Origin of the sequence: Streptomyces sp. NPDC085481, from assembly GCF_044541845.1 — a bacterium.
In the GTDB taxonomy this organism is placed as follows: Bacteria; Actinomycetota; Actinomycetes; order Streptomycetales; family Streptomycetaceae; genus Streptomyces.
The window spans coordinates 285,226-298,606 of record NZ_JBITTJ010000001.1 but is presented as its reverse complement, the minus strand read 5'-3'; the positions used below and the strand labels follow the sequence as shown (position 1 = coordinate 298,606).

The 13,381-nt window shown below is 72.7% G+C and carries 16 protein-coding genes; 13 read left to right on the top strand and 3 right to left on the bottom strand.

Annotated features, from left to right (window positions below):
- Positions 1-2 precede the first annotated feature (2 nt).
- Both ACIGEZ_RS01415 and ACIGEZ_RS01410 read right to left on the bottom strand, forming a co-directional pair.
- Positions 3-1,121, bottom strand: coding sequence for a hypothetical protein (locus ACIGEZ_RS01415; RefSeq protein WP_399824535.1), 1,119 nt, complete (start codon positions 1,119-1,121; stop codon positions 3-5).
- A 147-nt stretch (positions 1,122-1,268) separates the two neighbouring features.
- Positions 1,269-2,870 (bottom strand): oxidoreductase, encoded by a 1,602-nt coding sequence (locus ACIGEZ_RS01410; RefSeq protein ID WP_399824533.1) that lies wholly within the window; start codon positions 2,868-2,870, stop codon positions 1,269-1,271.
- Between the two features lie 173 nt (positions 2,871-3,043).
- On the opposite strand from ACIGEZ_RS01410, the gene hisD reads away from it, so the two are divergent.
- Genes hisD through hisF form a run of 8 tightly spaced genes read left to right on the top strand, consistent with a single transcriptional unit; the run spans position 3,044 to position 8,805 of the window.
- The gene (gene hisD / locus ACIGEZ_RS01405; protein ID WP_399824531.1) at positions 3,044-4,378 is read left to right on the top strand and encodes a histidinol dehydrogenase; all 1,335 of its coding nucleotides are present in this window, start codon (positions 3,044-3,046) and stop codon (positions 4,376-4,378) included.
- Positions 4,379-4,398: 20 nt separating this feature from the next.
- Complete coding sequence (locus ACIGEZ_RS01400; RefSeq protein WP_399826153.1) at positions 4,399-5,514, top strand: histidinol-phosphate transaminase; 1,116 nt, start codon at positions 4,399-4,401, stop codon at positions 5,512-5,514.
- A complete protein-coding gene (gene hisB / locus ACIGEZ_RS01395) occupies positions 5,511-6,104 on the top strand; it encodes an imidazoleglycerol-phosphate dehydratase HisB (RefSeq protein ID WP_399824530.1) in 594 nt (197 codons plus the stop codon). The genes ACIGEZ_RS01400 and hisB overlap by 4 nt, the downstream gene beginning before the upstream one ends.
- Before the next feature lie 2 nt (positions 6,105-6,106).
- Positions 6,107-6,271 carry a hypothetical protein gene (locus tag ACIGEZ_RS01390; RefSeq protein WP_399824528.1) on the top strand — a complete coding sequence of 55 codons (165 nt, stop codon included), beginning with the start codon at positions 6,107-6,109 and terminating at the stop codon, positions 6,269-6,271.
- On the top strand, positions 6,268-6,918 hold the full coding sequence (gene hisH / locus ACIGEZ_RS01385) for an imidazole glycerol phosphate synthase subunit HisH (RefSeq protein WP_399824527.1): 651 nt from the start codon (positions 6,268-6,270) through the stop codon (positions 6,916-6,918). Before ACIGEZ_RS01390 ends, hisH begins: the two co-directional genes overlap by 4 nt.
- Positions 6,919-6,920: 2 nt before the next feature.
- The gene (gene priA, locus ACIGEZ_RS01380; RefSeq protein ID WP_399824526.1) at positions 6,921-7,658 is read left to right on the top strand and encodes a bifunctional 1-(5-phosphoribosyl)-5-((5-phosphoribosylamino)methylideneamino)imidazole-4-carboxamide isomerase/phosphoribosylanthranilate isomerase PriA; all 738 of its coding nucleotides are present in this window, start codon (positions 6,921-6,923) and stop codon (positions 7,656-7,658) included.
- A complete protein-coding gene (locus ACIGEZ_RS01375) occupies positions 7,655-8,053 on the top strand; it encodes a RidA family protein (protein ID WP_399824525.1) in 399 nt (132 codons plus the stop codon). Before priA ends, ACIGEZ_RS01375 begins: the two co-directional genes overlap by 4 nt.
- Positions 8,050-8,805, top strand: a complete 756-nt coding sequence (gene hisF, locus ACIGEZ_RS01370) for an imidazole glycerol phosphate synthase subunit HisF (protein ID WP_399824523.1) — start codon at positions 8,050-8,052, stop codon at positions 8,803-8,805. The genes ACIGEZ_RS01375 and hisF overlap by 4 nt, the downstream gene beginning before the upstream one ends.
- A gap of 139 nt (positions 8,806-8,944) precedes the next feature.
- On the opposite strand, the gene ACIGEZ_RS01365 is transcribed toward hisF, so the two are convergent.
- Positions 8,945-9,580 carry a TIGR03085 family metal-binding protein gene (locus ACIGEZ_RS01365; protein WP_399824522.1) on the bottom strand — a complete coding sequence of 212 codons (636 nt, stop codon included), beginning with the start codon at positions 9,578-9,580 and terminating at the stop codon, positions 8,945-8,947.
- Between the two features lie 84 nt (positions 9,581-9,664).
- Between ACIGEZ_RS01365 and hisI the strand changes: the two genes are divergently transcribed.
- The 5 genes from hisI (at position 9,665) to ACIGEZ_RS01340 (ending at position 13,283) form a co-directional block, all read left to right on the top strand.
- Positions 9,665-10,033: a phosphoribosyl-AMP cyclohydrolase gene (hisI, locus tag ACIGEZ_RS01360; RefSeq protein WP_399824521.1), complete on the top strand. Its 369-nt coding sequence runs from the start codon at positions 9,665-9,667 to the stop codon at positions 10,031-10,033.
- An 11-nt stretch (positions 10,034-10,044) separates the two neighbouring features.
- Entirely contained in the window at positions 10,045-11,547 is a 1,503-nt protein-coding gene (locus ACIGEZ_RS01355) for an anthranilate synthase component I (RefSeq protein ID WP_399824519.1), read from the top strand.
- A gap of 82 nt (positions 11,548-11,629) precedes the next feature.
- Entirely contained in the window at positions 11,630-12,286 is a 657-nt protein-coding gene (locus ACIGEZ_RS01350) for a TIGR02234 family membrane protein (RefSeq protein WP_399824518.1), read from the top strand.
- Positions 12,287-12,423: 137 nt separating this feature from the next.
- A complete protein-coding gene (locus ACIGEZ_RS01345) occupies positions 12,424-12,678 on the top strand; it encodes an HGxxPAAW family protein (RefSeq protein ID WP_399824516.1) in 255 nt (84 codons plus the stop codon).
- Between the two features lie 104 nt (positions 12,679-12,782).
- Positions 12,783-13,283 (top strand): DUF2752 domain-containing protein, encoded by a 501-nt coding sequence (locus ACIGEZ_RS01340; protein ID WP_399824515.1) that lies wholly within the window; start codon positions 12,783-12,785, stop codon positions 13,281-13,283.
- Positions 13,284-13,381 lie beyond the last annotated feature (98 nt).

Below are 13,381 nucleotides of genomic sequence, written 5' to 3'. Positions count from 1 at the left end.
GGTCAAGCGTAATGGCCGCCGGGCCCGCCCCGACCGGCCCGTCCGCCGGCGGCTCCGCGACCCTGCCCCGCGAGCTCCTCGCCGGACCGTTCGGGCGCCGTCCCGAGGACCCGCTCGCGCAGCGGCGTGCGCCGGGCGACCTCGCGTACGGCGGTGGCCCGCGCTTCCAGGAAGCCGCGCAGCGGGTCGTCGCCGAGCAGCGCCCAGGGGAACGAGGTCGCCTGCGGCCCGATCCGTCCGAACTCGGCCAGGGCGTCTCGCCAGCGGCCCCGCTCGATCAGCAGGTGCACCAGCAGATTGCGCACCTCCGCGGGCCACAGGTCGCCCGCCGGGTACTCCGCCGACAGGGCGAGCGCCCGGTCGGCCGCCGCGTCGATCCGGTCGTCCCGTACGCCCTGCCCGGGGCCGGGCCCCTGGCCCTGTCCGGCGAGCAGCTGCGCGAAGGCGGCCCGCACCGGCAGTGCCTGGACCAGCGAGCCGGGCAGCGCGTCCTCCGCGGCCTGCTCGGCGAAGTCGAAGCACTCGCGGTGCGAGCCGTACCACTGGGCCGACAGGTATTTGAGCGCGGCCGCATGGCAGCCGTAGTGGTGCGGGGAGCGGCGCACGGCCTGCTCCCACAGCGCCTCGAAGGCCGTGTGCCCGGCGTGCGTGCCCCGCGCGTGGTCCAGGGCGAGCCGCCACGGCACCGGGTCGCGCGGCGCCGCCTCGATCGCCGCGTCGATCAGCGGCCCGAGCTCACGCAGCCGTTCCGCCCTGGCCGGCGACTGCCAGGCCCTGCGCACCGCGAGCTGGGCCTTGACCAGCAGGGCGTCCGGGTCGCGGGGCGCGACCGAGAGCCAGTGGTCGAGCCAGCCGTCCCTGCTGTACGCGAAGGTGCTCAGCCGGGTGACATAGCGGTCCCGGTCCTCCCACTCGGCGGCGTCCCGGGTGGTTGCGAGCAGCTTGGCGGCCGGCTCCGGGTCGTCGAGGGCGGCCGCGACCAGGGCCGGCGCGAGGCGGCCGTCGGGCACGTCGAGCAGCACGTCGTCGTCCGGCGGGAGCCCGGCGGCGAGGCGCGGGGTGTGCCGGACCAAGCGGGCGGTGCCGATCAGGGCGCGGAGCAGTGACATCGTGCGAAACATTGAAAACCGCAGGTGAGGGCCGCGCCAGTAGCGGACTGTGAAGCTTTGGTAGCGGCGTGAAGGTTGTTCTGACCGAGGTCAAGACAGCGTAAAGAAAAGGGCGGGCCGGTGCTCGTCCGACCCCCTCGTCCCACCCCTGCGCCCGGCTCACCCCCGTCGCAGCAGTCGCGAGGCTCCGGCCGCGACGGTCGTGGCGAGGATCCAGCCGAGGAGGATGAGCACCGTCGACGCCCACTGCCAGAAGCCCTCCATGCGCCAGTAGCCGACCTGGCCCAGATCGATCACCGGGAGCAGGACGTCGAGGGCGTAGAGCGTCGCGTTCCACTTGGGCGCCTCGCCCGGCTTCAGCGCCACGGGGTCGTAGTGCGAGAACGCGTACGCGCCCGCCGCCCACAGCACCGCCATCCACAGCGCCGCCCGCCCCGGCCGGTACCCGTAGGCCACCGTCCAGTCCTGGACGTACCCCCACAGCTTCCCGGCCACCGGCAGCGTCTCGCGGCGCCGGCGCTGCTTGGCGAGCAGCACCTCCCGCGCGTCCGCGTCCTCCCCGCTGCTGCGCAGCACCGTGGCCAGGCGTTCGTACGGCTCCGGCGCGTACTCCGGGGTCGCCGCCGCCACCCACTCCAGGCGCCGGGCCAGCGGGAAATGGCCGTAGGGCACCAGCGTCTCGTAGACGAAGCCGCCCATCGCGAGCCCGCCCGGGCCCGGCCAGCTCGTCGACAGGTCGACCAGCGTCACGACCTTCGCCCCGTTGAGCACCACCCGCCCCTCCTCCGGGCGCTCCCCGTTGAACCGCAGCTCCGGCGTCACGATCCGGCGCAGCGACACCTCCTCCCGGCGCGAACCGTCGAGCAGGAAACGGGCGTAGTGCAGGTCCACCGAGTCGCCGAAGCGGCCGTCGTCGAGGCGCACCCCGCCGTGGCACTCGACCGGCTTGCGCCGCGCGCCCCGCGCCGGCGTCACCCCGTACGGCGGGGTGGCCGTCGAGTCGCCCGAGCCGTCGTACACCCACGCCGCGTTCAGGTAGAGCGTGCGCTCCACCGTCAGCTGAGGCGCGTTCAGCGCGCGGCGCTGCTGGGCCCCGCGCAGCACGCTGCCCCGCAGGCTCAGCGACACGCCGACCTTCGCGCCGCGCAGACTCAGCTCCCCGTGCGTCTCGATCAGCTCGGCCTGGAGGTCCTGGGCCACCACCAGACCGTCCGCCGTGATCGCCCGGCCGCGCCGGTCCGGCCACACCCGGATCTGGTTGATCAGCAGGTCCGTGCCGATCTGGGCGTCCGTCAGCCGGATGCCCCGCTCCACCCGGCAGCGCGGCAGGTGCAGATCGCCCTCGGTGTGCAGGCGCGCCGCCTCCAGGCGGGGTATCGCGCACTCCACCATCCGCAGCGTCCCGAACCGGGCCTCGGGCAGCACCACCTCGCTGTCGAAGCGGCAGCCGTTCAGCTCCACGTACGGCCCTATGGTGCCGCCGGCGAGATTGAGCGCGCCGGTGATCCGCGCCCCGCGCAGCTTCAGCGCCGCGACACGCCCGGACCGCGCCTGCGGCCCGTCGAGCAGCAGCAGTGCCACCACCTCGGCCCGCACACTGCGCTCACCGCCCCACACCACCTCCCTGGCGAACGGATCGTCCCGCTCCGCCACCCCCTCCCTCAGGTCACAGGCCCGGCCGACCCGGAACGCCCTCCACATCTCCCGCTCCGGCCGGGTCAGCCCCTCCGGCATCCCGTCGTCCACGCGCGGCTCGGTCACTGCCGCCCCCTCGCTTTCCACGATTCCGCTTCCCCGGATTCGTACAGCCGTTCTTCCCGCTGAGTGACGGACTGAACGCTAACGGTCAGGAGTGGCGACAAGACGCCAGAGTGGCCCGTATCAGCCAGTGATACGGGCGTCCGACGCTGTGGGCCGTCTGCGAGAATTGACCCGTGATCTCTCGAATCGATCTGCGCGGCGAGGCCCTCCCCGAGGGTTCCGCCCTGCGTGACCTGCTGCCCCGTGCCGAGTTCGACGTGGAAGCCGCCCTGGAGAAGGTGCGGCCGATCTGCGAGGACGTCCGGCATCATGGCGCCGCAGCGGTCATCGACTACGGGGAGAAGTTCGACGGCGTCCGCGTCGAGAGCCTGCGCGTGCCCGCCGAGGCGATCGCCCGCGCCCTCGACGAGCTCGACCCGGCGGTCCGCGCCGCCCTCGACGAGTCCATCCGCCGCGCCCGCCTCGTCCACCGCGAGCAGCGCCGCACCACCCACACCACCCAGGTCGTGCCCGGCGGCACGGTCACCGAGAAGTGGATCCCCGTCGAGCGCGTCGGCCTGTACGTGCCGGGCGGGCGCTCCGTCTACCCGTCCTCCGTCGTGATGAACGTGGTACCGGCGCAGGAGGCCGGTGTCGAGGGCATCGCCGTGTCCTCGCCGCCGCAGAAGGAGTTCGGCGGACTGCCGCACCCCACCATCCTCGCGGCCTGCGCCCTGCTCGGCGTCGACGAGGTGTACGCCGCGGGCGGCGCCCAGGCCATCGCCATGTTCGCGTACGGAACCCTCGACAGCGCCGACACGCCCGGCTGCGCCCCCGTCAACCTGGTCACCGGCCCCGGAAACATCTACGTCGCCGCCGCCAAGCGCCTCCTCAAGGGTCGCATCGGCATCGACGCCGAGGCCGGCCCGACCGAGATCGCGATCCTCGCGGACGCCACCGCCGACCCGGTGCACGTCGCCGCCGACCTGATCAGCCAGGCCGAGCACGACCCGATGGCCGCCTCCGTCCTCGTCACCGACTCCGCTGAGCTGGCCGAGGCCACCGAGGCCGAACTCAAGACCCAGGTCGCCGCCTCCAAGCACGTCGACGACCGGATCGTCCCGGCCCTGGCCGGCCGGCAGTCCGCCGTCGTCCTGGTCCGGGACCTCGCCGACGGCCTCAAGGTCGTCGACGCCTACGGCGCCGAGCACCTGGAGATCCAGACCGCCGACGCCGCCGCCGTCGCCGGCCGGGTCCGCAACGCGGGCGCGATCTTCGTCGGCCCCTGGGCCCCGGTCTCCCTCGGCGACTACTGCGCCGGCTCCAACCACGTCCTGCCCACCGGCGGCTGCGCCTGCCACTCCTCGGGCCTGTCCGTGCAGTCCTTCCTGCGCGGCGTGCACATCGTGGACTACACGCGCGACGCCCTCGCCGAGGTCGCCCACCACGTGGTGACCCTCGCCGAGGCGGAGGACCTGCCCGCCCACGGCGCCGCCATCAAGGCCCGGTTCGGTTGGAAGGTGCCGTAAAGCAAGTGACCGCGAACGACATCATCGGGATCGACGACCTTCCGATCCGTGACGAGCTGAAGGGCAAGTCGCCCTACGGCGCGCCCCAGCTCGACGTGCCCGTCCAGCTGAACACCAACGAGAACCCCTACCCGCTGCCCGAGCCCCTGGTGGCCCGCATCGCGGAGCGGGTCGCCGAGGCCGCCCGCGGCCTCAACCGCTACCCCGACCGGGACGCGATCGAGCTGCGCACCGAGCTGGCCCGCTATCTGACCCGTACCGGAAAGCACCCGGTCACCGTCGGCAACGTGTGGGCCGCCAACGGCTCCAACGAGGTGCTCCAGCAGCTGCTGCAGACCTTCGGCGGCCCCGGCCGTACCGCGATCGGCTTCGAGCCCTCGTACTCGATGCACGCCCTGATCGCCCGCGGCACCGGCACCGGCTGGATCTCCGGCCCCCGCAACGAGGACTTCACGATCGACGTGGCGGCGGCCGGACAGGCCATCGCCGAGAACGCGCCGGACGTCGTCTTCATCACCTCGCCCAACAACCCCACCGGCACGGCGGTCGCGGCCGAGACGGTCCTCGCGCTGTACGAGGCCGCGCAGGCCGCCAGGCCCTGCCTGGTCGTGGTCGACGAGGCATACGTGGAGTTCAGCCACCGCGACTCGCTGCTGCCCCTCATCGAGGGCCGCCCGAACCTGGTGGTCTCCCGGACCATGTCCAAGGCCTTCGGCGCCGCAGGACTCCGCCTGGGTTACCTGGCCGCCCACCCCGCCGTGGTCGACGCCGTCCAGCTGGTCCGCCTGCCGTACCACCTCTCCGCCGTCACCCAGGCCACCGCGCTGGCCGCCCTGGAGCACACCGACACCCTCCTCGGGTACGTCGAGCAGCTCAAGGCCGAGCGCGACCGCCTGGTCGCCGAGCTGCGCGCGATCGGCTACGAGGTCACCGAGTCCGACGCCAACTTCGTGCAGTTCGGCCGCTTCGAGGGAGCGGAGGGCTCCCACGCGGCCTGGCAGAAGATCCTCGACCGGGGCGTCCTGGTCAGGGACAACGGCGTACCGGGCTGGCTGCGGGTGACCGCCGGCACCCCCGAAGAGAACGACGCGTTCCTCGACGCGGTTCGTGAGCTGAAGAAGGAGCAGAACGCATGAGCCGCGTAGGCCGCGTTGAACGCACCACCAAGGAGACGTCCGTCGTCGTCGAGATAGACCTCGACGGCACCGGAAAGGTCGACGTGTCGACCGGGGTCGGCTTCTACGACCACATGCTCGACCAGCTCGGCCGGCACGGTCTGTTCGACCTGACCGTGAAGACCGACGGCGACCTCCACATCGACTCGCACCACACCATCGAGGACACCGCCCTCGCCCTGGGCGCCGCCTTCAAGCAGGCCCTCGGCGACAAGGTCGGCATCTACCGCTTCGGCAACTGCACCGTCCCCCTGGACGAGTCGCTCGCCCAGGTGACCGTCGACCTCTCCGGCCGCCCCTACCTGGTGCACACCGAGCCCGAGAACATGGCGCCGATGATCGGCTCCTACGACACGACGATGACCCGGCACATCCTGGAGTCCTTCGTGGCCCAGGCGCAGATCGCCCTGCACGTGCACGTGCCGTACGGCCGCAACGCCCACCACATCGTCGAGTGCCAGTTCAAGGCCCTCGCCCGCGCCCTGCGCTACGCCTCCGAGCACGACCCGCGCGCCGCCGGCATCCTGCCCTCCACGAAGGGTGCTCTGTAACCGTGAACGGCCTTTCCACCGTCCTCATCGTCGTCGGGCTCTTCCTGCTCGGCGGCATCTACTCCTTCGCCAGGCAGCAGATGCCCAAGGGCCTCATCGTGCTGCTCTCCATCGGTGCCGCGATGTGCCTCGGGGCCGGCGTGCTCCGGCTGGACGTGTGGTCATGAGCACCACCGCCGGTCCCAAGAAGGTCGTCGTCTTCGACTACGGCTTCGGCAACGTCCGCTCCGCCGAGCGCGCCCTCGCCCGGGTCGGCGCCGACGTCGAGATCACCCGCGACTACGAGCGGGCCATGAACGCCGACGGACTGCTCGTCCCCGGCGTCGGCGCCTTCTCCGCCTGCATGACGGGCCTCAGGGAAGCGCGCGGCGACTGGATCATCGGGCGCCGGCTCTCCGGCGGCCGGCCCGTCATGGGCATCTGCGTCGGCATGCAGATCCTCTTCGCCCGCGGCATCGAACACGGCGTGGAGACCGAGGGCCTCGACGAGTGGCCCGGCTCGGTCGAACCGCTGCAGGCGCCCGTCGTGCCCCACATGGGCTGGAACACGGTCGACGCCCCCGTGGACACCGAGCTGTTCGCCGGCCTCGACGCCGACAGCCGCTTCTACTTCGTGCACTCCTACGCGGTGCGCGAGTGGAGCCTGGAGGTCGGCAACCCGAACATGCGCGCCCCGAAGGTCACCTGGGCCACGCACGGCGAGCCCTTCGTCGCCGCGGTGGAGAACGGCGCCCTGTGGGCGACCCAGTTCCACCCCGAGAAGTCCGGCGACGCCGGCGCCCAGCTCCTCACCAACTGGATCGGAACCCTGTGACTGTGTCGCCCCGTAGCCTGCTCGAACTCCTCCCCGCGGTCGACGTCCGCGACGGCCAGGCCGTCCGTCTCGTGCACGGCGAGTCCGGCACCGAGACCTCCTACGGCTCCCCGCTGGAGGCCGCCCTCGCATGGCAGCGCTCCGGCGCCGAGTGGCTGCACCTCGTCGACCTGGACGCCGCCTTCGGCACCGGTGACAACCGTGAGCTGATCTCCGAGGTCGCCCACGCGATGGACATCAAGGTCGAGCTCTCCGGAGGCATCCGCGACGACGCCACGCTCGCCGCCGCCCTCGCCACCGGCTGCACCCGCGTCAACCTGGGAACGGCCGCCCTGGAGACGCCCGAGTGGGTCGCCAAGGTCATCGCCGAGCACGGCGACAAGATCGCCGTCGGTCTCGACGTGCGCGGCACCACCCTGCGCGGCCGCGGCTGGACCCGTGACGGCGGCGACCTGTACGAGACGCTGGCCCGTCTCGACTCCGAGGGCTGCGCCCGCTACGTCGTCACCGACATCGCCAAGGACGGCACCCTGCAGGGCCCCAACCTGGAGCTGCTGCGGAACGTCTGCGCGGCCACCGACAAGCCGGTCGTCGCCTCCGGCGGCGTCTCCTCCCTGGACGACCTGCGGGCCCTCTCCGGGCTCGTGCCGCTGGGCGTCGAGGGCGCGATCGTCGGCAAGGCGCTGTACGCGAAGGCGTTCACCCTGGAGGAGGCGCTGGAGGCGGTGGCTTCCGTATGACCGACTCCGTGCGCAAGGTGGTGACCGGCGCTCCCTGGGAAGAGCAGTTCGGCTACTCCCGAGCGGTCGAGCTGCCGAACGGCACCGTCCTGGTGTCCGGCTGCACGTCGGTCGTCGGCGGCTCGATCGCCGACGGCGGTCCGTACGACCAGGCCGTCAACTCCTTCAACGTCGCCTTCGATGCCCTGAAGCAGCTGGGTCTGGGCCCCGAGCACGTCGTCCGGACCCGGATGTACATCACCCACGCGAGGGACGTGGACGAGGTCGGCCGTGCTCACAAGGAGCTGTTCGACGCCGTCCGCCCCGCCGCCTCCATGATCATCGTCTCCGGCTTCGTGGACCCGCGGCTGGTCGTCGAGGTCGAGGTAGAGGCCTACAGGAGTGATGCGGCATGAGCCTCGCCGTACGCGTGATCCCCTGCCTGGACGTGGACAACGGCCGGGTCGTCAAGGGCGTCAACTTCCGGAACCTGCGCGACGCGGGCGACCCCGTCGAGATGGCCAAGCTGTACGACGCCGAGGGCGCCGACGAGCTGACCTTCCTCGACATCACCGCTTCCTCGGGCAACCGGGAGACCACGTACGACGTGGTGCGCCGCACGGCCGAGCAGGTCTTCATCCCGCTCACCGTCGGCGGCGGGGTGCGCTCCGCCGAGGACGTCGACAGGCTGCTGCGGGCCGGGGCCGACAAGGTGGGCGTGAACACGGCCGCCATCGCCCGCCCCGAGCTGATCCGCGAGATCGCCGAGCGCTTCGGCCGCCAGGTCCTGGTCCTTTCGGTCGACGCCCGCCGTACCGAGTCGGGCTCCTTCGAGGTCACCACGCACGGCGGCCGCCGGGGCACCGGCATCGACGCCGTCGAGTGGGCGCACCGGGCCGCCGAGCTCGGTGCAGGGGAGATCCTGCTCAACTCGATGGACGCGGACGGCACCAAGGACGGCTACGACACAGAGATGATCGCGGCCGTGCGCAAGCACGTGACCGTGCCGGTGATCGCCTCCGGCGGCGCCGGCAAGCTGTCCGACTTCCCGCCGGCCGTCGAGGCGGGCGCGGACGCGGTGCTCGCGGCCTCCGTCTTCCACTTCGGCGATCTGCGGATCTCGCAGGTCAAGGGCGCGCTGCGGGAGGCGGGCCACACCGTTCGCTGAGCGATGCCCAGGGAGGGCCCCTTCGGGGGCCCTTTCGTTCGCGTCTTCACGGTGTGCCGCCGTCCGTGTCCTCGGCGGGATCTACGGCCTGTCCGCCACGGCGCTGCGCCGCGCGGAGCCGCCGGCATGGTCCGGCCGGTCAGATCCCCAGCTGCTTCGCCGCGTGCAGCCGCTCCACGGCCTCCTGCTCACCGTCCAGCTCCACCTTGGACGCGTCCTGGCGGCCGAAGAGGAACATCGTCAGCTCACCCGGCTCCCCGGAGACCGTCACGACCGGGGTGCCGCGGTGCGCCACCGCCGTCTGGCCGTTCGGGCGGCGCAACACCAGACCCACCGGCGCCTTGCGGCCGAGCAGCCGGGCCGACTTCTCCAGGCGCGCCCACAGCGCGTCGGAGAACACCGGGTCGAGCTCGCGCGCCGACCAGTCGGGCTGCGCCCGGCGCACGTCCTCGGCGTGGACGTAGAACTCGACGACGTTCGCACCCTCGTCCACCTGCTTGATCGTGAACGGGGACAGCCGCGGCGGGCCCGTACGGATGAGCTGGACCAGCTCCTCGTACGGCTTCTCGGCGAACTCCGCCTGCACCCGCTCCAGCCTGGCCTTCAGCGCCGGCACGACCGTGCCGGCCGCCGCGTCCGGGCGGCGCTCGCGCACCACCACATGGGCCGCCAGGTCCCGGGTCCGCCACCCCTCGCAGAGCGTCGGTGCGTCCGGGCCGGCGGCCTCCAGCAGATCGGCGAGCAGAAGCCGTTCACGCTTGGCATGGGTCGACATGGTCGCCAGGGTACGACCGCGGCCACCGGTCCGCCCAGTGGACGCCCCGCCGGACGACACCCCCGGCCACGGCACAATGGCGCCATGAGCAGCACGCCCCGGACCCCCAGCGACCTCGACCCGGCCATCGCCGCCCGCCTCAAGCGCAGCCCCGACGGCCTGGTCCCCGCCATCGCCCAGCAGTACGACACCGGCGAGGTGCTCATGCTCGGCTGGATGGACGACGAGGCCCTGCACCGCACCCTCACCACCGGCCGGTGCACCTACTGGTCGCGCAGCCGCCAGGAGTACTGGGTCAAGGGCGACACCTCGGGCCACTTCCAGCACGTGAAGTCCGTCGCCCTCGACTGCGACGCCGACACCGTGCTCGTCCAGGTCGACCAGGTCGGCGCCGCCTGCCACACCGGGGCCCGCACCTGCTTCGACGCCGACGTCCTCCTCGCGGCCGAGTAGGGTCTGGCGCCATGGATCTCGAGACCTTCCGCAAGCTGGCGGCCGACCGCCGCGTCATCCCCGTCAGCCGCCGGCTTCTCGCGGACGGCGACACCCCGGTCGGGCTCTACCGCAAGCTGGCCGCCGAACGCCCGGGCACCTTCCTCCTCGAATCCGCGGAGAACGGGCGCAGCTGGTCCCGCTACTCCTTCATCGGCGTCCGCAGCGACGCCGCCCTGACCGTGCGCGACGGGCAGGCGCACTGGCTCGGCACCCCGCCGGTCGGCGTCCCCGTCGACGGTGACCCGCTCGCCGCCCTGAAGGCGACCGTCGAGACCCTGCACACCCCCCGCGACCTCGCGGGCGGGATGCCCCCGTTCACCGGCGGCATGGTCGGCTACCTCGGCTACGACATCGTGCGCCGCCTTGAGCGCATCGGCGAGCACGGCGGCGACGACCTGAAGCTGCCCGAGCTCACCATGCTCCTCACCAGCGACCTCGCGGTCCTGGACCACTGGGACGGCACGGTCCTGCTGATCGCCAACGCGATCAACCACAACGACCTGGAGACCGGCGTCGACGAGGCGTACGCGGGAGCCGTCGCCCGGCTCGACGCGATGGAGGCCGACCTGGCCCGCCCGGTCGCGACCACCCCGGCGGCCCTGCCGGCCTCCGAGCTGCCCGAGTTCTCGGCCCTCTGGGGAGGCCCCGCCTACCAGGACGCCGTCGAGGACATCAAGGAGCGGATCCGGGCCGGCGAGGCGTTCCAGGTCGTGCCCTCGCAGCGGTTCGAGACCCCCTGCACCGCCTCGGCCCTCGACGTCTACCGGGTGCTGCGGGCCACCAATCCCTCCCCGTACATGTACCTCTTCCGCTTCGAGAACGGCTTCGACGTCGTCGGCTCCTCGCCCGAGGCGCTGGTCAAGGTCGAGGACGGGCAGGCGATGGTCCACCCCATCGCCGGCACCCGGCACCGCGGGGCGACCCCGCAGGAGGACCACGACCTCGCCGAGGAGCTCCTGGCCGACCCCAAGGAGCGCGCCGAGCACCTCATGCTGGTCGACCTCGGCCGCAACGACCTCGGCCGGGTCTGCGAGCCGGGCTCCGTCGAGGTCGTCGACTTCATGTCGATCGAGCGGTACTCGCACGTCATGCACATCGTCTCCACCGTGACCGGCAAGGTCGCCGAGGGGAAGACCGCCTTCGACGTCCTCACCGCCTGCTTCCCGGCCGGCACCCTCTCCGGGGCGCCCAAGCCGCGCGCGATGCAGATCATCGAGGAGCTCGAACCCACCCGGCGCGGCCTGTACGGCGGATGTGTCGGCTATCTCGACTTCGCCGGCGACTCCGACACGGCCATCGCCATCCGTACGGCGCTGCTGCGCGACGGAACCGCGTACGTGCAGGCGGGAGCGGGTGTCGTCGCCGACTCCGACCCGGTCGGCGAGGACAACGAGTGCCGCAACAAGGCCGCGGCCGTCCTCCGTGCCGTCCACACGGCCAACCGGATGACGTCGGGCGCGAGCCGGGGGTGACACGGGGACGGGCCGGGGGTGACGTCGGTGACGACGTCGACCACCACGACCGGATGAACGGCTCGTGAGCCGGTAGGGGATAGTGGGGTATGTGAGTGCCGTACCCGTACCCCAGCCCCGAGCCGCCCGAACGGGCGGCGCCGCCTCCTCCGGCGCCCGCCGCAGCCTGGCCGCGGCCCTGCTGCTCGGCGCCCTCGGAGCCACCGTCGTACTGCTCTCCGCCGGCCAGATCTGGGCCGAGGGCACCGCGGCCGTCGGCGGCGGCACCGTCCCCGTCGAGGCCGACGGCGGCACCGTCACCGGCGTGCCGACCGCCCTCGCGATCGTCGGCCTCGCCGCGCTCGTCGCCGTCTTCGCCGTCCGCCGCACCGGCCGCACGCTGGTCGCCGCCCTGCTCGCCCTCAGCGGCGCGGGCGCGGCCCTCGCGGCCTTCCTCGGCGCGTCCGACAGCGCCGCGCTCGACGCCGAGGCCGCCCGGATCAGCGGGAACACCGCCGCCGTGGTCGACGGCCTCAGCCACACCGCGTGGCCGTACGTCACCGCCGCCGGCGCCGTGCTCATCCTGGCCGCCGGGCTCTTCGCGCTGCGCTTCGGCAAGTCCTGGCCCGCGATGGGCGGCCGCTACGAGCGCACCGGCGCACCGCGCGCCGGCCGCCGACCCGCGGCCGCCGACCCGGACCGTCCCGAGGACCTGTGGAAGGCCCTGGACCGGGGCGAGGATCCGACCCACGGGGGCTGAGCAGCCGACCCGCGGGCCGACGGGCGTCACCGGCCCGCCGCGACGCGTGATCGTTCGGGCACCCCGATTCATCGCCGCGCCCCCATGTGCGGAAGAATGAACCGTCACCACCGAGCAACACCAACGAGGAGCAACTCATGGCGGGCAGCGCCCACGGACACACCCCGGCCGCCTGGACCGGTGTCATCATCTCCTTCATCGGCTTCTGCATCGCCGGAGTCTTCATGGTGGCGGCCAACGTGCCCGGTTTCTGGGCCGGCGTCGGCGTCATCGTCCTCGGCGGCATCGTCGGCGGCGCGATGAAGGTCGCGGGCCTCGGCATGCCGAAGGAGTCGGCCGCCGTCGCCGCCGCCCGCGACGCCGCCACGGCGGTCGCGAAGGCCCACGCCTGACACCTCCGCATCACCCCGAAGGCGCAGTCCCGCGACGCGGGGCTGCGCCTTCGCGCGTGAGGAGCGAGAATCACCGCGTGGACGCGAATCCGACGGCGGGAGCCGTGACCGAACCCGCAGCCGCCCGTACGCCGGACACGCCGGACACGCCGCCCACGCCGGGCGCGTGGGGGGTGCACCCAGGCCCGTACGCCCCGCCGCCGCCGAGGCCGCTCGCCCGGCGCCTGCTGGTGCCGCTGGGCACGCTCGCCGGGGTCGCGGCTGCCTTCGCGTACGTCGGCACCGTCGACCCCAACGAACCCGGGCACTACCCCGTCTGCCCGCTGCTCCGCTTCACCGGCCTCTACTGCCCCGGCTGCGGCGGCCTGCGCAGCGCGCACGCTTTCGTCCACGGCGACCTCGGCGCGGCCCTCGGGTCCAATGCCCTCGCCGTCGCCGGCTACGGCGTCTTCGCCCTCGTCATGGTCCTCTGGCTGATTCGCGCCGTCCGGGGCGTCCCCATGAGGCTGGCGATCTCGCCGTTCTGGTGGTGGGGGTTCGGGGCTATCCTGGCCCTTTTCAGCGTGGTACGGAACCTTCCGTTCGGCTCCGCGCTGGCCCCCTGAAGTCCCAGTAGATGGGACGCGGCTCGAACCGATGCGGGTCAGGGGCCCACCTGCGGATACCATCGACATGGCTGAACCCTGTTCATAAGCGTTCATCA

What these genes read in the sequence shown, in the direction of transcription:
- ACIGEZ_RS01355 (WP_399824519.1), top strand. Translation starts at nt 10,045, where the DNA reads ATGGATCTCGAGACCTTCCGCAAGCTGGCGGCCGACCGCCGCGTCATC.
- hisB (WP_399824530.1), top strand. Translation starts at nt 5,511, where the DNA reads ATGAGCCGCGTAGGCCGCGTTGAACGCACCACCAAGGAGACGTCCGTC.
- ACIGEZ_RS01415 (WP_399824535.1), bottom strand. Translation starts at nt 1,121, where the DNA reads ATGTTTCGCACGATGTCACTGCTCCGCGCCCTGATCGGCACCGCCCGC.
- ACIGEZ_RS01375 (WP_399824525.1), top strand. Translation starts at nt 7,655, where the DNA reads ATGACCGACTCCGTGCGCAAGGTGGTGACCGGCGCTCCCTGGGAAGAG.
- hisI (WP_399824521.1), top strand. Translation starts at nt 9,665, where the DNA reads ATGAGCAGCACGCCCCGGACCCCCAGCGACCTCGACCCGGCCATCGCC.
- hisH (WP_399824527.1), top strand. Translation starts at nt 6,268, where the DNA reads ATGAGCACCACCGCCGGTCCCAAGAAGGTCGTCGTCTTCGACTACGGC.
- ACIGEZ_RS01365 (WP_399824522.1), bottom strand. Translation starts at nt 9,580, where the DNA reads ATGTCGACCCATGCCAAGCGTGAACGGCTTCTGCTCGCCGATCTGCTG.
- ACIGEZ_RS01345 (WP_399824516.1), top strand. Translation starts at nt 12,424, where the DNA reads ATGGCGGGCAGCGCCCACGGACACACCCCGGCCGCCTGGACCGGTGTC.
- hisF (WP_399824523.1), top strand. Translation starts at nt 8,050, where the DNA reads ATGAGCCTCGCCGTACGCGTGATCCCCTGCCTGGACGTGGACAACGGC.